The 21844-nt window shown below is 63.0% G+C and carries 21 protein-coding genes; 9 read left to right on the top strand and 12 right to left on the bottom strand.

Features of this window, described 5'->3' with window-relative positions; genetic code table 11:
* Positions 1-501, top strand: a complete 501-nt coding sequence (gene rraA, locus ACODSZ_RS07265) for a ribonuclease E activity regulator RraA (protein WP_008328267.1) — start codon at positions 1-3, stop codon at positions 499-501.
* 75 nt (positions 502-576) lie between these two features.
* Here the strand turns inward: rraA and ACODSZ_RS07260 are convergent, their stop codons facing one another.
* Positions 577-2808, bottom strand: a complete 2232-nt coding sequence (locus ACODSZ_RS07260) for an FUSC family membrane protein (RefSeq protein WP_008328268.1) — start codon at positions 2806-2808, stop codon at positions 577-579.
* A 106-nt stretch (positions 2809-2914) separates the two neighbouring features.
* Positions 2915-3115 (bottom strand): hypothetical protein, encoded by a 201-nt coding sequence (locus ACODSZ_RS07255; protein WP_488927334.1) that lies wholly within the window; start codon positions 3113-3115, stop codon positions 2915-2917.
* A gap of 187 nt (positions 3116-3302) precedes the next feature.
* On the opposite strand from ACODSZ_RS07255, the gene aceA reads away from it, so the two are divergent.
* Positions 3303-4607, top strand: a complete 1305-nt coding sequence (aceA, locus tag ACODSZ_RS07250; protein ID WP_259434944.1) for an isocitrate lyase — start codon at positions 3303-3305, stop codon at positions 4605-4607.
* A 138-nt stretch (positions 4608-4745) separates the two neighbouring features.
* On the opposite strand, the gene ACODSZ_RS07245 is transcribed toward aceA, so the two are convergent.
* Genes ACODSZ_RS07245 through modA form a run of 3 tightly spaced genes read right to left on the bottom strand, consistent with a single transcriptional unit; the run spans position 4746 to position 6918 of the window.
* Positions 4746-5414, bottom strand: coding sequence for a sulfate/molybdate ABC transporter ATP-binding protein (locus ACODSZ_RS07245; protein WP_299539661.1), 669 nt, complete (start codon positions 5412-5414; stop codon positions 4746-4748).
* A gap of 37 nt (positions 5415-5451) precedes the next feature.
* Positions 5452-6126, bottom strand: a complete 675-nt coding sequence (gene modB / locus ACODSZ_RS07240; RefSeq protein WP_488927333.1) for a molybdate ABC transporter permease subunit — start codon at positions 6124-6126, stop codon at positions 5452-5454.
* 21 nt (positions 6127-6147) lie between these two features.
* Positions 6148-6918 (bottom strand): molybdate ABC transporter substrate-binding protein, encoded by a 771-nt coding sequence (gene modA / locus ACODSZ_RS07235; RefSeq protein WP_488927332.1) that lies wholly within the window; start codon positions 6916-6918, stop codon positions 6148-6150.
* A gap of 145 nt (positions 6919-7063) precedes the next feature.
* On the opposite strand from modA, the gene ACODSZ_RS07230 reads away from it, so the two are divergent.
* The 4 genes from ACODSZ_RS07230 (at position 7064) to ACODSZ_RS07215 (ending at position 11802) form a co-directional block, all read left to right on the top strand.
* Complete coding sequence (locus ACODSZ_RS07230; RefSeq protein WP_175342475.1) at positions 7064-7465, top strand: winged helix-turn-helix domain-containing protein; 402 nt, start codon at positions 7064-7066, stop codon at positions 7463-7465.
* A complete protein-coding gene (locus ACODSZ_RS07225; protein WP_175342476.1) occupies positions 7458-9194 on the top strand; it encodes a ClcB-like voltage-gated chloride channel protein in 1737 nt (578 codons plus the stop codon). The genes ACODSZ_RS07230 and ACODSZ_RS07225 overlap by 8 nt, the downstream gene beginning before the upstream one ends.
* A 213-nt stretch (positions 9195-9407) precedes the next feature.
* Positions 9408-10295, top strand: a complete 888-nt coding sequence (locus ACODSZ_RS07220; protein ID WP_488927331.1) for a 23S rRNA (adenine(2030)-N(6))-methyltransferase RlmJ — start codon at positions 9408-9410, stop codon at positions 10293-10295.
* A 148-nt stretch (positions 10296-10443) separates the two neighbouring features.
* Positions 10444-11802 carry an EAL and HDOD domain-containing protein gene (locus tag ACODSZ_RS07215; RefSeq protein ID WP_175342477.1) on the top strand — a complete coding sequence of 453 codons (1359 nt, stop codon included), beginning with the start codon at positions 10444-10446 and terminating at the stop codon, positions 11800-11802.
* Between the two features lie 92 nt (positions 11803-11894).
* Here the strand turns inward: ACODSZ_RS07215 and ACODSZ_RS07210 are convergent, their stop codons facing one another.
* Together ACODSZ_RS07210 and ACODSZ_RS07205 are read right to left on the bottom strand one after the other, a co-directional pair.
* On the bottom strand, positions 11895-12509 hold the full coding sequence (locus ACODSZ_RS07210) for a hypothetical protein (RefSeq protein ID WP_175342478.1): 615 nt from the start codon (positions 12507-12509) through the stop codon (positions 11895-11897).
* Positions 12510-12516: 7 nt separating this feature from the next.
* The gene (locus tag ACODSZ_RS07205) at positions 12517-13404 is read right to left on the bottom strand and encodes a methylglyoxal synthase (RefSeq protein WP_008328288.1); all 888 of its coding nucleotides are present in this window, start codon (positions 13402-13404) and stop codon (positions 12517-12519) included.
* Between the two features lie 192 nt (positions 13405-13596).
* Here ACODSZ_RS07205 and greB point away from each other — a divergent pair, with 192 nt between their 5' ends.
* Both greB and ACODSZ_RS07195 read left to right on the top strand, forming a co-directional pair.
* On the top strand, positions 13597-14154 hold the full coding sequence (gene greB / locus ACODSZ_RS07200; RefSeq protein ID WP_175342479.1) for a transcription elongation factor GreB: 558 nt from the start codon (positions 13597-13599) through the stop codon (positions 14152-14154).
* Between the two features lie 91 nt (positions 14155-14245).
* Positions 14246-15586 carry a DUF3422 family protein gene (locus tag ACODSZ_RS07195; RefSeq protein WP_008328292.1) on the top strand — a complete coding sequence of 447 codons (1341 nt, stop codon included), beginning with the start codon at positions 14246-14248 and terminating at the stop codon, positions 15584-15586.
* A gap of 72 nt (positions 15587-15658) precedes the next feature.
* On the opposite strand, the gene ACODSZ_RS07190 is transcribed toward ACODSZ_RS07195, so the two are convergent.
* The gene (locus ACODSZ_RS07190) at positions 15659-16267 is read right to left on the bottom strand and encodes an FMN-dependent NADH-azoreductase (protein ID WP_008328294.1); all 609 of its coding nucleotides are present in this window, start codon (positions 16265-16267) and stop codon (positions 15659-15661) included.
* A 143-nt stretch (positions 16268-16410) separates the two neighbouring features.
* Here ACODSZ_RS07190 and ACODSZ_RS07185 point away from each other — a divergent pair, with 143 nt between their 5' ends.
* Positions 16411-17382 (top strand): LysR family transcriptional regulator, encoded by a 972-nt coding sequence (locus ACODSZ_RS07185; protein ID WP_008328295.1) that lies wholly within the window; start codon positions 16411-16413, stop codon positions 17380-17382.
* 75 nt (positions 17383-17457) lie between these two features.
* Here ACODSZ_RS07185 and ACODSZ_RS07180 read toward each other — a convergent pair whose 3' ends face one another.
* From ACODSZ_RS07180 to ACODSZ_RS07165, 4 genes are all read right to left on the bottom strand, one after another.
* Positions 17458-19719 carry a RelA/SpoT family protein gene (locus ACODSZ_RS07180; protein WP_488927330.1) on the bottom strand — a complete coding sequence of 754 codons (2262 nt, stop codon included), beginning with the start codon at positions 19717-19719 and terminating at the stop codon, positions 17458-17460.
* A 35-nt stretch (positions 19720-19754) separates the two neighbouring features.
* Positions 19755-19958: a DNA-directed RNA polymerase subunit omega gene (gene rpoZ / locus ACODSZ_RS07175; RefSeq protein ID WP_008328299.1), complete on the bottom strand. Its 204-nt coding sequence runs from the start codon at positions 19956-19958 to the stop codon at positions 19755-19757.
* Positions 19959-20032: 74 nt separating this feature from the next.
* Entirely contained in the window at positions 20033-20671 is a 639-nt protein-coding gene (gene gmk / locus ACODSZ_RS07170) for a guanylate kinase (RefSeq protein ID WP_008328301.1), read from the bottom strand.
* A 64-nt stretch (positions 20672-20735) separates the two neighbouring features.
* On the bottom strand, positions 20736-21650 hold the full coding sequence (locus tag ACODSZ_RS07165) for a YicC/YloC family endoribonuclease (RefSeq protein WP_488927329.1): 915 nt from the start codon (positions 21648-21650) through the stop codon (positions 20736-20738).
* Positions 21651-21844: the final 194 nt, after the last annotated feature.

Below are 21844 nucleotides of genomic sequence, written 5' to 3'. Positions count from 1 at the left end.
ATGACCCTTGCCAGCTTTGCCACCTGCGACCTGTGCGACGCCAACGAAGACAAGCTGGCCGCCGGGACGCTGCACGTATTGCCACCGATCTTTGCCTCCTTCGGCCGCAGGCAGGTCTTCGCCGGTCCGGCCAGGACGCTCAAGGTCTTCGAGGACAACGTGCTGGTGCGCAAAACCCTGGAGACCCCGGGCAATGGTCAGGTGCTGGTGGTCGATGGCGGCGGCAGTCTGCGCTGCGCGCTGGTCGGTGGCAACCTGGCGCAACTGGCCCAGGACAACGGTTGGGCCGGCATCCTGGTCAATGGCTGTGTGCGCGATGCGGCTGAACTCAATGCCTGCGAGGTCGGTATCCGGGCACTGGCCACCCATCCGCAGCGCAGTTTCCGCAAGGGGGCAGGGGATGCCGATATCAAGGTCGGCATTGCCGGCGTGGCCGTGCATCCCGGCGACTGGATCTATGCCGATGTGGATGGAGTGCTGGTGTCGCGCAGCCAACTTTGAGCGTTTTTCTTCAGTTTCCCTGGTACACCCGCAAGCCCGCCACGCGCGGGCCTTTGTTCCTGCCCGCGCAGCCGCTCAGTCCGGCGCCTTGCGCAGTACCTGATCGATGGCCGCAGTCTGGCTGACAATTTCCTTCAGATCCTGATTCAGCAGGCTGGTACGGCGGCGCAGGTTGTCCCAGCCTGACCAGGCGCTGGCTTCGACCGGCACCGGTTCCGGCGCGACCGGGCCGATCAGTTCGATCTTGCCCGACAGGGCCTTGTCCTCGGCGGCCTCGGGCGCCACCACCACGGCACCGCCGCGCTTTCTCGGCTGGGGTGCCAGCAGGCGCTGGGCTTCGGCCAGGTGCTGGCTGGCTTCGAGGTAGGTTTCTTCGATCAGCCGGGTCACTGCGCTGTGCGGCATGTTCTCCTGATGACGCCGCAGCATCAGGCGCAAGGCGGCGATGTGGGCCGCCACCAGGTAGTTCTGCACGATGAAGCGGTTCAGTTCGCGTACGGCGCGCTGTTTGGTGGCCGGTTCGTCCATCATGCGCACCAGGGCCGAGATGAGCGCGGCCAGGCTGTCCATGAAGCCCTTGCGGCAGACCCGGTAGAAGAAGTCATCCTTGACCTTGCCTTCCAGCAGGTCGCGGCTGGCCGTCAGATAGCGCTGGCTGGCCTTGAGCACGTTGCGCAGCAGCTTGGGCAGGTCGCGGTACTCCCAGGCCGGCAGCACGTAGCTGAAGACCGTGGCGATGAGCACCCCGATGATGGTATCGATGAGCCGCTCGCCGATGACGCCCTGATGCCCGGCCGGCACCAGCAGGTTGAGCAGCATCAGAATCTGCACCGAGGCGGCAATGGCGGTGTAACGGTACTTGATGTAGGTGAAAGCGGGCGCGGCCACGCTGGCGGCAAACAGGACCGCCAGCTGGCCCAGCGGATTGTGCACGAAGCGCAGGATCAGCATGGTGATCAGGCAGCCGATGATGGTGCCGATCAGGCGGTCCGACATGCGCTGCTTGGTGGCGCTGAAATTGGGTTTGAGGATGATGACGATGGTCAGTACGATCCAGTAGCCGTGCGACATGTAGGGCAGGTGGTCGGCGATCCACAGGCCCGTGGTCACCGCCAGCGCCACGCGGATGGCAAAGCGGAAGATCGGCGACTGCCAGCGCAGGTTCACCAGCAGCATGTTGAACTTGAATTTCTGCTGGGTCAGGAAGGGCGTCATGTCCGAGCCCGGCAGGATGGGCAAGGGATCCACCGGGTTCTGCGTGGCCTGGTGCAACTGGCCGATGAATTCAATGATGTCGCCGATCTTGTTGTAGGTCACCCGCAGCAGGGTCAGGGCTTCCCGGGATGCCTGGCGCGGCCCGGGCTGGGCCAGTTCCTGCATCTCGAACTGCACGGCGCGCAGTTCGGCCTTGTAGTTCACGCTGGGTTCGGAAGCTTTCTTGCGGGTAATCGCATAGGCGATCGATTCGATATCCTGCGCCGCCTTGGTCGCCAGGTCGCGCAGGAAGATCATCACGTCGGACTCGCCGAAGTGCTGGCGCAGCAAGGCATAGTCGGCGTGGGTCGAGAGCACCTGTTCATAGAGCTCCAGCATCGACAGGTGCACCTGCACCAGCAGGCCATCCTGCTTGGTATGCAGGTCGCGCAGAATGAGGTCGCGCGAGGCTTGCTGCTTGTCGGCCACCACGATCTGCTGGCGCACCAGCTGGTTGAACTGGCTGGCCAGGTCATGCCTGACATCGTAGAAGTCGGCCTTGATGCGCAGGTAGCGCGCCAGCTCGAAGAGCGCCTCGGCCAGTACCTGCTGCTTGATGCGGCGGCGCAGGAACCACGACACCGTCATCGAATAGGCCAGGTAACCCAGCCCGCCGCCCAGAAACAGGGCCGCATGCAGGAAGGCATCGGTGATGGGTACCTGGTTTTCCATCGACAGGGTCATCACCATGAGCGCGGCGAACTGCAGCGGCATGGTCTTCTTGCCGTAGACCACCATCATGCTGGCGAAGAAGCTCACCACCACCATCATGGCGCTGACCAGCCAGGGCACCGGCGCGCACAGGCTGATGACCAGCATGACCACGGTACAGAGCAGCACCCCGGCCAGCATTTCGTTGAACTTGTGGCGCAGCGGGCTGGGCAGGTCCATCAGGCTGGTACAGAGTGCACCGAGGAAGACCGTCATCGTGGTCGGCATGTCGGCCACGTTGAACACCAGCAGGGTCAGGCCGACCACCCCGATCGCGATCCGCACACCCGTATAGAAATAATGACTGAAGAGGAAGGTGCGAATGTCCAGGGCGTAGTGCATGTAGACAGGGCGGCGTTGCATCGCCGTTTCTAGAATGAGTCAGGGGCTTATTCTCTGCCTTCTTTTCCAATTAGACAACCCGAGTGCATCGGGTGAAGAAAGACAGTTAAACAAGCGGAAAGATGAACAAAAAAGCTGATTTCGTACCGCCTTGGCGGCCCGGATCGGTAAAAAGCATCATCAATGATCGCGTTGCTATGAACAATACGCGTGCAAGAGGTTTCATATCGGCGTCTTTTTTACGATACGAAATCGCCATTTCGTATTGTGAAAAGCTCGAGTGCGCTGCATCAAAATTCTTTTTCATTCTCCGGATTTTCGTTTCGTATCGCAAAATAGAGCGTTTAAGTCATTGATTTAATTGGTATAAAAATTTTACAGATATCTTATATAAGACATTGTTGCTCCGCGCCGCCAGGCCTACTATGAAGTCATGGAATCAACGATTTCATCCGGTTTCAAGCCACTTCATATTGACCAACAAGGAGATCCACATGAGCACACGTGAACAGCAAATCCAGGCCCTGGAACGCGATTGGGCAGAGAACCCGCGCTGGAAGGGCATCAAGCGCAACTACAGCGCAGCCGACGTGGTCCGCCTGCGCGGCTCGCTGCAAATCGAGCACACCCTGGCCAAGCGCGGTGCCGACAAGCTCTGGAACCTGGTTCACAACGAACCCTTCGTCAACGCCCTGGGCGCGCTGACCGGCAACCAGGCCATGCAGCAGGTGAAGGCCGGTCTGAAGGCGATCTACCTGTCTGGCTGGCAAGTGGCCGGCGACGCCAACCTGGCCGGTGAAATGTATCCCGACCAGTCGCTGTACCCGGCCAACTCGGTGCCGATGGTGGTCAAGCGCATCAATAATACTTTCGCCCGCGCCGACCAGATCCAGTGGTCCGAAGGCCGTGACGACATCGACTTCTTCGCGCCCATCGTGGCCGATGCCGAAGCCGGTTTCGGTGGCGTGTTGAATGCCTTCGAACTGATGAAGTCCATGATCGAAGCCGGTGCCGCTGGCGTGCACTTCGAAGACCAACTTGCTTCGGTCAAGAAGTGCGGCCACATGGGTGGCAAGGTGCTGGTGCCGACCCGCGAAGCCTGTGAAAAGCTCAACGCCGCCCGTCTGGCCGCTGACGTCATGGGCACCAGGACCCTGGTGATCGCCCGTACCGATGCCGAAGCCGCCGACCTGCTGACCTCCGACGTGGATGCCAACGACAAGCCCTTCCTGTCGGGCGAGCGCACCGTCGAAGGTTTCTTCAAGACCCATCCGGGCATTGATCAGGCGATCTCGCGTGGCCTGGCTTATGCCGAGTATGCGGACATGGTCTGGTGTGAAACCGGCAAGCCCGACCTGGCTTTCGCCAAGACCTTCGCTGAAGCCATCCATGCCAAGTTCCCGGGCAAGCTGCTGGCCTACAACTGCTCGCCGTCCTTCAACTGGAAGAAGAACCTGGACGATGCCACCATCGCCAAGTTCCAGCGCGAGCTGGGCGCCATGGGCTACAAGTTCCAGTTCATCACGCTGGCCGGTTTCCATGCGCTGAACTACTCTATGTTCAATCTGGCCCATGGCTATGCCCGCAACCAGATGTCGGCCTTCGTGGAACTGCAGGAAGCCGAATTCGCTGCCGCCTCCAAGGGCTTTACCGCGGTGAAGCACCAGCGCGAAGTCGGCACCGGCTACTTCGATGCCGTGACCCAGGCCATCCAGCAAGGCCAGTCGTCGACCACGGCGCTGCACGGTTCGACCGAAGATGAACAATTCTTCGATGACAAGGCCAAGAAGGCGGCCTGAAGCGAGACAGTTCCGAGTCCTGAGTGAATGTGTGTGAGGAAAACCGGCCCGCATCCTTGCGCGGGCCGGTGGGGCGATCCCCGAACTTGATGCCGTACTCCACAAGAGTGCGGCTTTTTTTCGTCCCTGTTGGGGCGATCAGCCGTGATGCAGGCGACCGTCGCGCAGTTCGAAGACGGTCTGCCCCAGTGCTTGTACATCGGCCGGATCGTGCGTGATCAGCAGCATCGGCACCTGCAGCCGGGTTTGCAGCTCGGCCAGCTCGCTGCGCATGCGCTGGCGCAGCGACAGATCCAGGGCCGAGAAGGGTTCGTCCAGCAGCAGCATGTCCGGTTCGGCCACCAGCGCCCGCGCCAGCGCCACCCGCTGGCGCTGGCCGCCGGAGATCTGGGCCGGGCGGCTGTGGGCGATGGCTTCCAGTTCAAACGCCTGCAGCCACTGGCGTACCTTGGGATGTTGCGCCGGGTGGAGCAGGTTGAAACTGCCGCGCGCCAGGCCGAAGGCGATGTTCTGCGCCACCGTCAGATGCGGGAAGAGGGCGTAATCCTGGAACAGATAGGCGACGTTGCGCTCCTGCACCGGTACATCGATGCCTTGCGCGCTGTCGAAGAGCGAGCGTCCCTGCACGCGGATGTGGCCGCTGTCAGGCCGCATGAGTCCGGCGATGGCCTTGAGCGTGAGGCTCTTGCCCGAGCCCGAGGGACCGTAGAGCACGATGCGCTGACTGTCCGAGGCGAGGGTGATATCGAGCGAAAAGACCCGGTCGGCGGCGCGCAGTTGCTTCTGGAGGTGGAGGTCGACGCTCACGTGATCGTTCAGGTAACAGGAGAAAAGAGGAAGAATCTTAACGGAGCGGCAGCCGCGCGCGGTCCGGCATCAGACGCCCGGCCAGCATCAACAGCACGATGCTGGTGAGCGAGGTCACCACGACCAGGAAGGTGGCCGTGCCGTCGTCACCGGCCTGCACGGCTTCGTAGATGGCGACCGACAGGGTTTGCGTGCGCCCCGGCAGGTTGCCCGCCACCATCAGCGTGGCACCGAACTCGCCCAGCGCGCGCGCGAAGGCCAGCAGCACGCCGGCCGTGATGCCGCGCGCAGCCAGCGGCAGGCTGACGCGGAAAAACACGCCCGCTTCGGACACGCCCAGTACGCGGGCGGCATCCTCCAGTTGGTGATCCACGCTCTCGAAGGCCGCCCGCGCCGCCTTGAGTACCAGCGGAAAGGCCACGACGGTGGAGGCCAGCACCGCCCCCTGCCAGGTGAAGACCAGCTCGATGCCCCATTGCTCCAGCCAGGCGCCCAGCGCGCCACGGCGGCCGAACAGCACCAGCAGGTAATAGCCCAGTACGGTCGGCGGCAGCACCAGCGGCAGGGTCAATACCGAATCGATGAAGTCGCGCAGCGGCGAACGCCAGCGCGAGAGGCCGAAGGCCGCCGCCACGCCCAGCACCAGATTGAGCAGGGTGGCCAGTCCCGCGACCTTCAGCGAGAGCAGCAGGGGTATCCAGACCGGGTGCATCAGGCGCGCCGCGTCGGGGCTTCAGGGTTTCTGGAAACCGTAGCGCATCAGCACCGCCTGTCCGTTGGCCGACAGCACATGGGCCACGAACTGTGCCGCCAGCGCCTGTTGCCGGCTACCAGAGGTCACGGCGATGGGGTAGGTGGCCGGGGTGGTGGACGGGATGCGCAGGGCGACCTTGACCTTGTCGGGCATGATGGCCGCATCGGTGGCAAAGACGAAGCCGGCATCGACCTCGCCACGCGCCACGTAGTCCAGGCTGGTGCGCACGTTTTCGGCCAGCACACCCTTGGCCTGTACTTGCGTCCACAGTCCGGCCTGCTCCAGCGCTGCCTTGGTGTAGCGGCCGAAGGGGACGGAGGCCGGATTGCCCAGGGCAATGCGCTGGTAGGCCGTGCCGGTCAGGTCGGCCAGCGTGGCCGGTTGCTCCCTGGCGTCGTGCGGGACGATGAGCACGATCTGGTTGGCGGCAAAGGTCTTGCGCGTGGCCGGGTCCACGGCCTTTGCGGCAACGGCCTTGTCCATGGCGGTCTGGTCGGCCGAGGCGAAGACGTCAGCCGGAGCGCCGCGCACGATCTGCTGCATGAGGATGTCGGAGGCGCCGAAGTTGGTAATGACCTTCACGCCGGGATGCTGCTGTTCGAAGCTCTGTGCCAGTTCCTTGAAGGCATTGGTCAGGCTGGCTGCCGCCGACACCACCAGGTCGGTGGCGTGCGCGCTGGTAGTAGCCAGCAGCAGCGTGGCGGCGCAGGCGGCGCCCAGGGCGGCCTTGAGGCGGGCGGTTTTCAACATGATGCAGTCCTTGGTCGTGACAACTGAAGAAAAAGGCAGAAAAGCGAAGCAAGTCAAGTCGGCGAAATATACGCAAGGATATAACGAACGTCAATTGCGTGCAGCTGCCTCGCCGCTTTGTCTGCCCGCTAGTACAATCACGCGCATGAATGATTCCAAGACCCTAAGAGTGCGCGTGATGCAGGGGCAGACCATTGCCTTCGGCCCGGGGAAGGCCGACCTGCTGCAGGCGATCGCGCAGACCGGTTCGATTTCCGCGGCGGCGCGCGAGATGCAGATGTCCTATCGGCGTGCCTGGCTGCTGGTGGAGGAGATGAACCGCTGTTTTGCCAGTGCGCTGGTGGCCACCGCCACCGGGGGCGCACGCGGGGGCGGGGCGGCGGTGACCGAGCTGGGGCAGGAAGTGCTGGCGCGCTATCGCCGCATGCAGAAAAAGGCCGCGGCCAGCATTGCCGCCGATCTCGCGCATCTGCAGGGGCTCATGCGCGCCCCTGACGACGCCGGCCATGCAGCGCGCGATGAAGAGGGTGACGGTCACGATGCGTGAACTCTGGATCAAGTCCCGGCTACGCGTCTTGAATGCCTGCCGCGTGTCAGAAAACCATTCCATGCTGCTGTGGGGCGCGCTGGCCGGCTTCGTCGGTGCGCTGGCCACGATTGCCTTCCGCGAATGTATTGCGCTGCTGCAGATCTGGCTGACCGGTCACGATGGCAGCTTCGTCGATATCGCCAAGAGTTTGTCCTGGCCGGTGCGCCTGCTGCTGCCGGCCTGTGGCGGGGTGGTCGCCGGCTTGTTCCTGGTCTGGGCCAAGCGCACGCCAGCCGGTAACGGCGGCGACTACATGGAAGCGGTGGCCATCGGCGATGGCGCCATCCCCGTGCGCAATACGCTCTTGCGCAGCATTTCCTCGCTGGCCTCGATTGCCTCGGGCGGCTCCATCGGTCGCGAAGGTCCCATGGTGCAACTGTCGGCACTGTGTGCATCGCTGATGGGCAAGTTTTCGCATTTTCCTTCATCTCGCCTGCGCCTGCTGGTGGCCTGCGGGGCCGCAGCGGGCATTACCTCGGCCTATAACGCGCCCATCGCGGGCGCTTTCTTCATTACGGAGATTGTGCTCGGTTCGCTGGTCATGGAAAGCTTCGGCCCTGTCGTGGTGGCCTCGGTGGTGGCCAACATCACCATGCGCGAACTGCCCGGCTACCGCGCCAGCTACCAGATGCCGTATTTCCCCGAGATCGGCGGCTGGGAAGTGCTGCTGTTTCTGGTGCTGGGCGTGCTGGCCGGGATTCTGGCGCCGCAGTTCCTGCGCGTGCTCGAACTGGGCAAGCAGGGTTTCGCCAGGTTCAGGCTGCCGCTGCCGGTGCGACTGGGCGTGGGTGGCCTGCTGGTGGGGCTGATCTCCGTTGAGGTGCCGGAGGTCTGGGGCAATGGCTACAGCCTGGTCAATTCGCTGCTGCATACCACCTGGCTGTGGCAGGCAGTGCTGGTGGTGCTGGTGGTCAAGGTGCTGGCCACGGCCATCACGGTCGGATCGGGGGCGGTCGGCGGTATCTTTACGCCCACGCTCTTCGTCGGTGCGGCGGTGGGCTACCTGTTCGGCGATGCCGCGCAGGCCTTGCTGCCCTTCCACATGTCGCAGCCCTTCGCCTATGCCATGGTGGGCATGGGAGCCTTCCTGGCGGCGGCGTCCTATGCGCCGCTGATGGCCATCCTGATGATCTTCGAGATGACCCTGAGCTATCAGGTCGTGCTGCCGCTCATGCTGTCCTGCGTGGTGGCCTATGTGGTGGCGCGCAGCGTCGATGGTCGCTCGATGTACGAGATCACCCTCAAGCGCCACCATGACAACGAGGAGCGACTGCGCCTGCGCGGCACCCAGATGAGCGAGCTGATCCGGCCGGCCGAGACGGTACTGCCCGAGACGGCCAGTCTGCAAGAGCTCAGCGCGCTGTTCCTGAAGTATCCGGTCAAGTATGTCTACATCGTCGATGCGCAAGAGCGCTACCAGGGTGTGGTGGCCTTGCAGGACATCACCTCCTGGCTGCTGGACAAGAAGGAAGCGACAGGCCGCGTGGCGCGCGATTTCCTGCGGCCGCATTTCCTGCATGAGGTCACGCCTGACATGTCCCTGGGCGAAGCGCTGCAGTTGTTCCTCGATCACCAGGGCGAGCGCCTGCCGGTGATCGCCAGCGCCGACGATCCGCGCCTGCTGGGCGTGGTCTTCAAGACCTCGCTGCTGGATGCCTATTTCCGCCTTGATCGCGCCGGCAACTGAGGATGTCGGCGCGCATCCGCAGCGACCCGCACCAGTGCAGGGCGGAGCGCTGCGGCAGGCGTTGTTTGTAACAATGACAGAGTAGTCCGACAACTGCTCACTTATCCTTGATAAAATGCGAAACGTTTCCGCCTTATCGGTGGTCTTGGCGCAAACTGCATTCGCATCCGTGCGTCATCCGATTTCAACCCCCATCCTAGAAGTGAATTTTCCATGCTGAGTTATCGCCACGCTTTTCACGCCGGCAACCATGCCGATGTCCTGAAGCATATGGTGATCATCCAGTTGATGCGCTATCTCGGGCAGAAAGACACTGCCTACATGGTCATCGACACCCATGCCGGCGCGGGCGTCTACGCGCTCGATGGAGATTACGCCAGCAAGAACGCCGAATATGAAACCGGCATCGCCAAGCTGTGGGAGCGCAAGGACCTGCCGGCGGTGGTGAAGGAATATGTCGATCTGGTCAGGTCGCTCAATCCCAGCGGCAAGATGCGTTATTACCCCGGTTCGCCCTACTGCGCCGAGAAGACCATGCGCGAGCAGGATCGCCTGCGCCTGTTCGAAATGCACCCCAGCGAAGTGAAGGTGCTGGAAGACAACTTCCGCAAGCTCGAAGCCCACGCCGCCGCCCAGGGCCAGCGTCCGTCCGCGCGCGGCAAGCGGGTGATGGTGCATCGGGGAGACGGTTTCCAGGGGCTCAAGGCGCTCTTGCCGCCGCCCTCGCGGCGCGGCCTGGTGCTCATCGACCCGCCCTATGAAGACAAGCGTGACTACACCCATGTGGCCCAGGTACTGGCCGATGCGCTCACCCGCTTCCCCACCGGCACCTACGCGGTCTGGTACCCGGTCCTGCAACGCAATGAATCACGTCAGTTGCCCGAGCGTCTCAAGCGCCTGGGCGCCAAAAGCTGGCTCAATGTCACCCTGGCCATCCATGGCCCGGCGCCGGATGGCTTCGGCCTGCACAACAGCGGCATGTTCATCCTCAACCCGCCCTGGACCCTGGAGGCGCAGTTGAAGGAAGTCATGCCCTACCTGATCGAGGTGCTGGGCGTGGACGACAGCGCAGAGTATCTGCTCGAATCGGGCGAAAACTGAGCCATGCAGGTCTGGCGTGTGAATATTCGTGATTTTTTCACCGGGACTGGCGGCAATGTCGCTGAAACCATGCCAAATCGGCATACAATAAGCGGATTGCTGCACGTCAAGATAGATCGCAACACCAGGGGCCCGTAGAAGAACAACCATGTCAGACCAGTCCGCCGACCCAACCGCATCGCCCCTTCCCGCACACCAGGCCCTGGATTTCTTCCTGGCGCGCCAGCCCATCCTGAGCCGTGAGCAAGACCTGATCGGCTACGAACTGCTGTTTCGCAGTGCCGCCTTCGGTCCGGCCAATGTGAAGGATGACGTCACGGCCACCGCAGCCGTGATTGCCCATGCGTCCGAGCTGGGGCTGTCCAACGTGATCGGCAATCTGCACGGCTTCATCAATGTCGATGCAGCTGTGCTGATGAGCGACTTCATCTATTTCCTGCCGGCCGACAAGGTGGTGCTGGAGATCCTGGAGACAGTGCGCGTGACGCCCGAGCTGGTGATGCGGGTGCGTGAACTGGTGGCGGCCGGTTACGTCTTTGCGCTGGACGACGTGGTGGCCGAATCGCAGGAGATCGAAGAGCTGCTGCCGCTGGTGAAGATCATCAAGATCGATGTCATGGAAGTTGATCCCAGCAAGCTGCTCAAGCTGTCGGTGCACTTCAAGCGGGCGCAGAAGGAACTGCTGGCCGAGAAGGTCGAGAGCCTGCAAGTGTTCAATGACTGCATGACCTTCGGTTTCGACTACTTCCAGGGATACTACTTCGCCAAGCCGATGATCCTCCAGGGCAAGAAGCTGGAAGCCTCGAAGATGATCATCATGCACCTCTTGACCCTTCTGGTGCGCAATGTCGACAATGCCGAGATCGTGCGTTACATCAAGCGCGACGTGGCCTTGTCGCTGACGCTGCTGCGGCTGGTGAACACGCCCGTCTACGGTTTTCAGAAATTCATCGATTCGTTGGGCCAGGCGCTGATCGTGCTGGGTCGCCGACAGCTCAAGCGCTGGCTGCAGATCCTGCTGTTTGCCAATACCGACAAGGATCGCGCCCATGCCATGTCGCCGCTGATGATCCTGGCGGCCACGCGCGGCAAGATGCTCGAACTGATCACCGCCAGGATTCGCCCGGGTCGTCGCAAGATGTCGGAGATGGCCTTCACGGTCGGCATCATGTCACTGGTCGATGCACTCTTCGGCATGAGCATGGAGGCCGTGCTGCGCCAGATTACCGTCAGCACCGAGATCCGTGAAGCGCTGCTGCGCCGCACCGGCTTCTATGGCACCGTGCTGCGCCTGGTGGAGTGCACCGAGCTGCGCGCCCCCGACCAGGCCGAGATGCAGCGCCTGCTGGAAGAGCTGCATCTGTCGGCGGACGATTTCTTTGCCGCCGAAAAACAGGCCTTTGAGTGGGGCAACAGTATCGCCAACAACAACATCGGTCAGCATGCCACCATGCAGATGGCTGCCCCTCCGGAAGGCTACATCGATGACGATGACGACGATGACTGAGCCCGCCGTTGCCGACGGAGAACCCATATCGCCATGAAAATCCGGGCTGCATTTTTGCAGCCCGCTTCATTTCTGCGATCAGAAACCTGAATCTACTTGCTACGCATGCGGGCCACCAGCCGGCGCAGCAGCCGCAACAGCCGGGCTGACGGCGCTGTAGGCGCGGTGGTCATGCGGGCCGCCAGTGTGTGTCTGAGGGTGGCGATGGAGGTCTTCACCGCCCGCAGCAGGCGCTGCACCCGCTGCCACAGCGCCGTGGCTTGCAATTGCGCCGTGAGCCTGGCTTTGAGCGCGAGCAGTCGGTCGTGATAGCGCTGGAACCATGCCAGCGACAACAGGCTGCGCTTTGTCAGTGCATAGATGCGCGCCACCAGGGCTGTGCCCAGCACCTTGGCGGCCAGCACGATGATCAGGCCCAGGGTAGGGTGGCCGTGCGTGATCGACAGCAGTGCCAGGATCTTCACCGGCAGCAGCAGCAAGGTCGGCGCCAGGAAGACCGCCAGTGCCGCATAGGGTGAGCGCCGTTCCACCCAGCGCTGCAGGCGGACCAGCCAGGGCCAGTCGGGGATACGCGCCAGTACGGCCTCGGTAGCCTCCCATAGCCATTCTTCCAGCATCAGCAACAGGGCCGCCGTGTAGATCAAGGGGGCCAGCAGGCGTCGGCGCCAGCGGGAGGGCCGACGCGGCGGCGCAGTGGCGTCAGTCATCCGGCAATCAGACGGCGCGCGCCTTGATGAGCGAGAGCCAGCGGTCCCCCCATTTCACGTCGCTCATGCAGGAGGCGTAGCCGGTGACGGTGCGGGCGGCGCGTTCCAGCAGCTGGATATCGGCTTCGTGCTGGCGGGCTACGTGCGGGTCTTCGAGGAACAGTACGCGGCGGCACTGACGTTCGAGGATCAGTTCGGCGATCTGGGCATCGCCTCCAAGGGGGCCGGAGAGGAAGGGCTTGACCCAGTGGCGGCCCGCTTCACCCTTCTTCTTCATGGCCAACTGGTTGAGCAGGCCGCCGGTGGTGCCGGTGGCGCAGCGGAAGGCGAACTGGTCGAGCACCTCGAAGTGCTTTTCGGCCAGTTCCAACATGCGCGTCTTCATGGCGTCGTGGGCGATGAGGGCAATCCCTTCGTCTTGCAGATGGAAGCGATCATCCAGGAAACTGTCCGGTGCCGCACCGTTGGCCAGGGCTTCCAGCTCGAACCATTCCTGGGCGCCCGCCAGGGTCGAGAGGAAGGGCTTGCCGTGGATCACGCACTGGCGCTTCAGGGCCACCGCTTCCGGGAAGGTGGAGGAGGGATCGACCGGGTCGATCAGGTAGATCACGGCATCGAGGGTGCGCTCCGGATCGGGATCGACGGTGCGCGAGACCAGCTTCATCAGGCCGCCATGACGACCATAGGGAAAGCGTACCAGGTGTTCGTAGCCGGGCAGCAGATTCATCTGGCCGATGGCATCGAGCGTGCGGCCGACCACGATCAGTTCAGGTTGCAGGCTTTCGATGCGATGGCGCGAGCCGGTCAGCAACTGGACCAGGGCGGAATCGGAAGCGTCCTGATGGGCGCGGTTGGCAATGAGACCGATGCGATAGCGGGGAGCGATGGAAGACATGGGCGCAAGCAGGCGAGTTGGAGGACCTGGCATGGAGAGCATGCGCAGGCGCGAGTGCAGATTATCGCCGAGTGCGCCGCAAAGGGCGAGCCTGACACAGTGCTACGCGCATTAATGGACGCAACTGTACCGTTGCACGCCCCCGCATGCGGCTACAATAAGCGCAAACCTGCATACCAACTCCACTCCAGCATGAACAAGGCTTTTGTAAAAGAATCCGACGGTGCCGACGACGATGACGAGATCGCCTTGCCGGCCATTCCGCCCGGCAGCAAGAATTACATGACCCCGCAGGGGCATCAGCGCATCAAGGATGAACTGCTGCACCTGATCGATGAAGAGCGGCCGGAAGTGGTACGTGTGGTGTCCTGGGCTGCCTCCAATGGCGACCGTTCCGAAAACGGCGACTACCTCTACGGCAAGAAGCGGCTGCGCGAGATCGACCGTCGCATCCGCTTCCTGACCAAGCGGCTGGACAATGCCGAGGTGGTCGATCCTTCGGTGCACCATGGCAGCGACCAGATCTTCTTCGGTGCCACCGTGACCTACGAAAATCAGCGCGGCGAAGAGCACACCGTGACCATCGTCGGCATCGATGAACTCGATCCCCTGAAGGGGCGCATCAGCTGGATCTCGCCGGTGGCGCGGGCACTGACCAAGGCGCGCGAGGGCGACGAGGTGGTCTTGCAGACCCCGTCCGGCGTGGAGCAACTGAGCATCCTGGAAGTATCCTACCCGGCGCCGCAGTAGCATCGGTGCCCGCTGCATGGGGCAGGCCGCTGCCGTCAGCGATGCTCCCGGCGCCGGGGACACCCCATTTCAATCCTCCACGAGAATCTTCATGTCCATCGTCTTTGCCAGCCTGAATCACCCGCAGCGCGTCGTCCTGGCCGCCGAGGTGCATTCGCGCCCCTTTCTGCAGCTCACGCGCTCGGAAACCCTCACGCACCTGGCCGTCTACGTGCGCGAGGACGGTAACAGCGGCCGTCACGCCAGTGCCCAGCATGCCCTGCTGGACGAGCTGTGCGCACATTTCGGCGTGGTGGCGCCGGGTGGCGAGGCCAAGCACTTCTATCACGATTTCGGGCGGTTTCGCCTGAAATGGGAATGTCACACCGAGTTCGCCACCTATACCTTCGCCCAGGCCCATGAAGAAGACCTGGGCACCGATGAGGCCTTCGCCCGCGCGCCGCTGGCGCATATTCCGCAGCATTGGTTGCTGGGACTCAAGGGCAAGCTGATGGTGGCCGCCCACGTGGTGGTCGAGCCGGGCGCCGATGATACGGCTGCGACCGCGCGCCAGATGCAGCGCATCTTCGAGGGCAAGCTGATGAGTTCCAGCAAGGTCTTGCAGGGTGGCGAGATCTGGACCGATTTCCAGATCCAGTCGGATGGTTTCTCGCGTTTCGTGGTACGTGACATCGGCCTGCGTGAACTGCAGGGTGGACGTCTGGCACAACGCATCCTGGAGATCGAGACCTACCGCATGATGGCGCTCCTGGGCTTGCCGCATGCCCAGCAGTCCGGTCCCTTGCTCAACGAGATCGAAGGTGATCTGGCCGCCCTGACGGCCGCCATGGTGCAGTCCGAGCAATCCACCAGCGGCACGCCCGAGGAGATGGCCGAAGATGAGCGCATCCTGCGCAGGATCACCGGGCTGGCTGCGCGGATCGAAAAGCTGTCGCTGGAAAACAGCTATCGCTTCTCGGCCTCGCAGGCCTATTTCCGTCTGGTGCAGGCGCGTATCGAGGAATTGCGCGAGCAGCGCATCGAAGGGGTGCCCACCATCGGCGAATTCATGGAGCGTCGCCTGGCCCCGGCCATGAACACCTGCCAGGCCATCGCCCGTCGCCAGGAAGCACTGGCCGAGCGCATCGCCCATACCAACGACCTGCTGCGTACCCGCATTGGCATCGTGCAGGAGCGCCAGAACCGCCAGATCCTCGAATCCATGAATGCCCGGGCCGCCCAGCAACTGAAGCTGCAGCAGGCGGTGGAGGGCCTGTCGGTGGCGGCAATCTCGTATTACGTGATCGGCCTGCTGGGTTATGCCGGCAAGGCGGCCAAGGCGGCGGGGCTGCCCATCAATCCCGACCTGGCCACGGGCCTGGTGGTGCCGGTGGTGGCGGCCTGCGTCTGGTTGGGCTTGCGGCGCATGCACAAGGACCTGGGCAACCATTGAAGACGCTCCAAAGCCAACGGGGCGCACCGCGTTGGCGGCGCGCCCCGTTGCAGGGAATTGTTCAGGCGAGGATCAGACCGCAGCGTTGATCTTGGCTTGCGCGTCGGCCACGGCTGCCTTGGCGGCTTCTTCACCCATGGATACGCCTTCTGCGACCACCAGTTCCACATCGGTGATGCCGATGAAGCCCAGCGCGCCCTTGAGGTACTTGCCCTGGAAGTCCAGCGCTTCCATCGGGCCTTCGGAATACTTGCCGCCGCGCGAGAGGATGATGACGGCCTTCTTGCCGGTGGCCAGGCCGACCGGGCCGGTCTCGGTGTACTTGAAGGTACGGCCGGCGCGGAAGACGTGATCGATCCAGGCCTTCAGGGTCGACGGCGGGGCGAAGTTGTACATCGGTACGCCGATGACGATGGTGTCGGCGGCCAGCAACTCGTCCACCAGGGCGTCGGACTGCTTGATCACTTCTGCCTGCTCGGCGCTGCGAGCGTCAGCCGGGGTGAAATAGGCACCCAGCAGCGATTCGCTCAGGTGTGGCAGGGCATTGGCCGCCAGGTCACGGTGCACCACCTTGCCGCCGGGGTTCTTGGCTTGCCATTGCTGGGCGAAGGAAGCGGTCAGTTGACGGGAGATGGAACCGCCGCTGCGAGCGCTGGAATCGATGTGCAGGAGAGTGCTCATGGTATGTCCTTTCGTTGTTCGGTGGGCAACGCCTCCAATGAGGGCGTTTGCATTGGGGTCAACGATACCCAGTTTTCATTTCTTCCAATAGATGCGAGAATCGCATTTCACTGATCCATTTTTGGTGGGAATCGACTATCGCCATGCTAGACCTCAACGACATCTGGCTGTTCGTCCATGTGGTGCGCGCCGGCAGCTTTGCAGCGGCCGGGCGCAAGCTGTCCATGCCGCCCAATACCATCAGTCGCCGCTTGCAGGCGCTGGAGGCGGCCATGGGCGTGCGGCTGCTGCAACGTTCCACGCGCCAGCTCAACATGACCGCGGCGGGACGCGAATTCTTCGCGCGCTGCGCGCCGGGTCTGGAAGACATCGAACACGCCAGCGTCAGCCTGACCGAAAGCCAGGGCGAGCCCTCCGGCAGCCTGCGGGTGGCGGCGCCGGTGGATTTCTTCGACAATTTTTCCATCGAGTGGATGCACGAGTTCATGTATCTGTATCCCAAGGTGCAGTTGGAGTTCGTGCTCAACGATGGTCGTGCCGATCTGATTGCCGAGGGTATCGATCTGGCCTTTCGCGGCGGTGTCCTGCCTGATTCCAGCCTGGTGGCGAGGAAGCTGGTGCAAAGTCACATGGCCCTGATTGCCAGCCCGCGTTATCTGGAACGCAGGGGCACGCCGCAGACCCTGGCCGATCTGGTCGGACATGCCTGCCTGGCGACCTCGCAGGCCCCGCAGCATACGGTGTGGAAGCTGGAAGGGCCGCACGGTCCGGAAAGCGTGCGGGTGGTGCCGCGCCTGTGCATCAATACGGCACAGGGGCAATTGCGGGCCGCGCGCTCCGGCCTGGGGATTGCGCTGCTGCCGACCATGCTGGCCTCCGAAGATCTGCGCAGCGGCAGCCTGGTCAACATCCTGCCGGATTACCAGCGCGACACCATGGGCTTTTATGCGGTGTACGTGCACCGGCGCCAGTTGCCCAGCGCGGTGAGCGCACTCATCGAATTCTTCGCCGACAAGCTCGAGCGCGGCATCGCCGACAAAGGTGCGCAGGCTTGCCAGAAAATTCTGGAAGACGAGGGCAAGGGCATTTCGGTGCCGGTCAAGGCGGTGGCCTGAACGAGCGCCTGGCCCGGCTCAATGACAAACGCCCGCAGTCAGCGGGCGTTTGTCATGGCGGGCAGGCAAGACGGCTCAGCCGCGTTCGCGCAGGATACGCGCCACGCTGTCAATCTTGCGGATGCCGCGCATGAGGCGCGCCAGATGGACGCGATCATCAACCTGGATGGTGAAGCGCAGATACTTCATCGAGGCATTGCCCCCTTCGTCATCCATGGCCACCGACACGATGTTGGCGTCCGATTCGCCGATTTCGGCGGCAATGCGCGCCAGCGTACCGCGCTCGTTGTGGATCAGGATGGTGATGCGGCAATCGAAGCGACGGTTCAGGTCGTGGCCCCAGACCAGATCGATCCAGCGGTCGGGTTCCTTCTCGTGCAGGCGCTTGGCGGTGTCGCATTCCTGGGTATGTACGATCAGGGTCTGGTCCGGCTTGAGGTAGCCGGTCAGGCGATCACCCGGGATCGGCATGCAGCAGGAGGACAGTTGTGCCGAGGCTCCCTCGCTGCCGGTGATGACCACCGGATCGGGCTTGTTGGGCAGCATGTGACCTTCCGGATCGAGCTGCGGCACGCTCACGCCGGTATCCATCATGGTCATGATGTGGCGCGCCACCAGCGGCGCCATGCGGGTGCCGATGCCGATCTCGGCATACAGGTCATCCATGGTCTTGGCGCTGGATTCGTTGAGCAGTCGCTCGACGATATGGGAAGGAAGTTCAGGTTCAATGCCCAGCGTATGAAGAGCGTTGCCCAACAAGCGGCGTCCGACGGCTTGTGACTCGACGCGATTGGCCGTGCGCAGGCGGTGGCGGATGGCCGAACGCGCCTTGCCGGTGCGTACATAGCCCAGCCAGTTGGGGCTGGGGCGCGAGGTCGGCGAGGTGATGATCTCGACGATGTCGCCGTTGTGCAGCTCCGAGCGCAGCGCGGCCGGTTCGTGGTTGATGATGGCCGAGGTGGTCTGGTCGCCGATGTCGGTGTGGATGCTGTAGGCGAAATCGAGCGCCGTGGCGCCACGGGGCAGGGCGATGATCTTCGATTTGGGCGTGAAGACGTAGACCGAATCGGGGAACAGGTCGACCTTGACGTGCTCCAGGAACTCGGCCGAATCGCCGGTCTGCTTCTGGATGTCCAGCAGCGACTGCAGCCAGGCATGGGTGCGCTGCTGCAGGTCGGTGAGGCTGCCCTCGTCGTCCTTGTAGAGCCAGTGGGCGGCCACGCCGGACTCGGCCACGCGGTGCATGTCGGTGGTGCGGATCTGGAACTCGACCGGCGTGCCGTAGGGGCCGATCAGGGTGGTGTGCAGCGACTGGTAGCCATTGAGCTTGGGAATGGCGATGTAGTCCTTGAACTTGCCCGGCATGGGCTTGAACAGCGAGTGCAGGGTACCCAGCGCCACATAGCAGTTGGCGAAGCTGTCCACCACCACGCGGAAACCGTAGACGTCCAGCACCTGCGAGAAACTCAGGTGCTTGTTGCGCATCTTGCGGTAGATGCCGTAGAGGGTCTTTTCGCGGCCATCGACCTGGGCCGGGATGCCGGCGGCGATCAGGGTGCTGGTGACCGATTCCATGATCTTGGTCACCACTTCGCGGCGGTTGCCGCGCGCGGCCTTGACTGCCTTGGACAGGGTGCGGTGGCGCAGCGGATACAGGTGCGAGAAGGACAGCTCCTGCAACTCGCGATAGATGTTGTTCAGGCCCAGACGGTGCGCGATGGGCACGTAGACTTCCATGGTCTCGCGCGAGATACGGCGCTTCTTCTCGGGAGGCATGGAGCCCAGCGTGCGCATGTTGTGCAGGCGGTCGGCCAGCTTGACCAGGATCACCCGTACGTCGCGCGCCATGGCCAGGAGCATCTTGCGGAAGTTCTCCGCCTGCGCTTCGACCTGGCTCTGGAATTCGATCTTGTCCAGCTTGGACAGGCCATCCACCAGCGAAGCGACCGAGGCGCCGAAGCGTTCGATCAGCTCTTCCTTCTTGACGCCCTGGTCTTCCATGACGTCGTGCAGGAAGGCGGCCATCATGGCCTGGGCGTCCAGCTTCCATTCAGCGCAGATCTCGGCCACCGCCAGCGGATGCGAGATATAGGGCTCGCCGGACTTGCGCATCTGGCCCAGGTGCATCTCATCGGCGAAGCGATAGGCTTCCTTGACCTTCTTCAGTTCGGAAGGGGTCAGGTACTCTTCAAGCTTGGGGATCAGATGCGCAAAAGTCGCCACGCCGCTGTGGGCGGTCGGGGCGACTTCAGGGAGAGATGCGGTGCGGCCGGAACCGGCGGCACGTTTGGAGCTAGCAGCGGCTGATAAGGTGGAGTCGGTAGTGGTGAGGCTCATACTGGTCCGTTATCAGCTTCATGGACGGAGCAGGATCAGGCCGGAACCTTCTTGAGCATCTCGATGCCGACCTTGCCGGCGGCGATTTCGCGCAGGGCGGTCACGGTCGGCTTGTCCTTGGCTTCCACCTTGGGGGTGTGGCCTTGCAGCAGCTGGCGGGCGCGGTAGGTGGCCGACAGGGTCAACTGGAAACGGTTGGGGATCTGCTTGAGGCAATCTTCGATGGTAATGCGGGCCATGTGATACTCCTGAATGACGGTCTTGCTTGTGGATTGATGGGTCCGGCGCCGGTGGCTGGTTCGCCTCGTGCCGCTCAGCTCGCGTGGATGCCCAGCTGGGTGAAGAGGTAGGCATTGCGGGCGGCTTGCTGCGGGAAGCGGCAGCGGGCGGCCTGGACAATTGCCGTCAGTTCGGACAAAGCAACGGCAAATTCTTGATTGATAATAACATATTCGAACTCCGGCGAGTGAGCGATTTCGCCGCCCGCGGCCAGGATGCGGCGCGTGATGACGTGGGGTTCATCCTGTCCGCGCTTCTTGAGGCGCTCTTCCAGCGCCGCAATGGAAGGCGGCAGGATGAAGATGCCGATCGCATTGGAAAACTGTTTCTTGACCTGCTGCGCACCCTGCCAGTCGATTTCCAGCAGCACATCGGTGCCGTTGGCGATCTGGTCGGCAATCATCAGGCGCGAAGTGCCATAGTAATTGCCGTGCACCTCGGCCCATTCGAGGAATTCGCCTTCTGCTTGACGCTTCAGGAAATCTTCGGCATCAGTGAAATAATATTCACGACCATGTTCCTCGCCCGGGCGCGGTGGGCGGGTGGTGTAGGAGATTGACAGCTTGATGGCCGGTTCCTGCTTGAGCAGGGCGTTGACCAGGGTGGATTTGCCGGCGCCGGATGGGGCGACCACCATGAAGAGGCTACCGGAAGTGGGTTTTTGGACGGGCATGGGGTCCTCGCTGAAAATGTCTTTTAACTGATCAAGGTCGGGGCGGAATGGGGCCGTGGCAGCGTCATTCCAGATTCTGCACCTGCTCGCGCATCTGGTCGATGAGCAGCTTCAGTTCCATGGAGGCATCGGCCAGTTCCTTGACGGCGGCCTTGGAACCCACCGTGTTGGCCTCGCGGTTCAGTTCCTGCATCATGAAATCGAGGCGCTTGCCGACCTGGCCGCCCTTGTTGAGGATGTGGCGGGTTTCGCCCAGGTGGGCCGACAGACGCGCCAGCTCTTCGGCGATGTCGATGCGGATGCCGTAGAGGGTGACTTCCTGGCGGATGCGTTCCAGCGACTCTTCACGGGTGGCCACCGGGGCGGCGCCGTTCTGGGTCTGCAAGGCCAGACCCAGGGCTTCGGTCATGCGTTCGGTAGCCTTCTGCTGGAATTGCTCTACCAGCTGCGGCACCAGCGGGGTGATGCGGGCCACGATGGCTTCCATCGCATCCACCCGCGCCAGTATCACGGCTTGCAGGGCAGCACCTTCACGGGCGCGCGATTCGACGAAGGCGTCCAGCGTCTGCTGCATGGTGGACAGGATGTCGGCTTGCAGGGTGTCCTGGCTGATTTCGGCTTCTTCCATCACGCCGGGCCAGCGCAGCAGCTCATTGATCGACAGCGGCGCGGCATCGGGGAACTGGGCGCGCAGCTGGTCTTGCAGGCTGGCCAGCTGGCCTATCAAGGTGTGGTTCAGGGCCTGGCTGTTGCCACTGGCGACCTTGCGGCCGAAAGACAGACGGCATTCCACCTTGCCACGCACCAGGCGGCCCATGATGGCTTCGCGCAGCATGGGTTCGACTGCGCGCAGGTCATCGTTGATGCGGAATTGCAGGTCGAGGAAGCGCGAATTGACGCTCTTCATTTCCAGAGTGACCGTGCCGGCAGTGGTTTCACGGGTGGTGACGGCATAGCCGGTCATGCTGTAGATGGTCAAGGTCGGGACTCCATAAAGCGGGCGGACGGCGCAGCCAGGGCGCGCCGGCGGATCGTGTTGCGGGTGGGGTGGGCGAGGGGCAGGGACTATGTTCGATGACCGATGCCGCGACGGCAGGCATCGTGTTCCTTTACAATGCCGGACTTGAATGTTCCGGCGCTGCTTGCGGCCTGCCCGGGTGCCACCCGGTCGGA

The sequence above is a fragment of the Herbaspirillum sp. FG34 genome (assembly GCF_057809315.1).
This window is presented reverse-complemented; position numbering and strand designations above follow the sequence as displayed.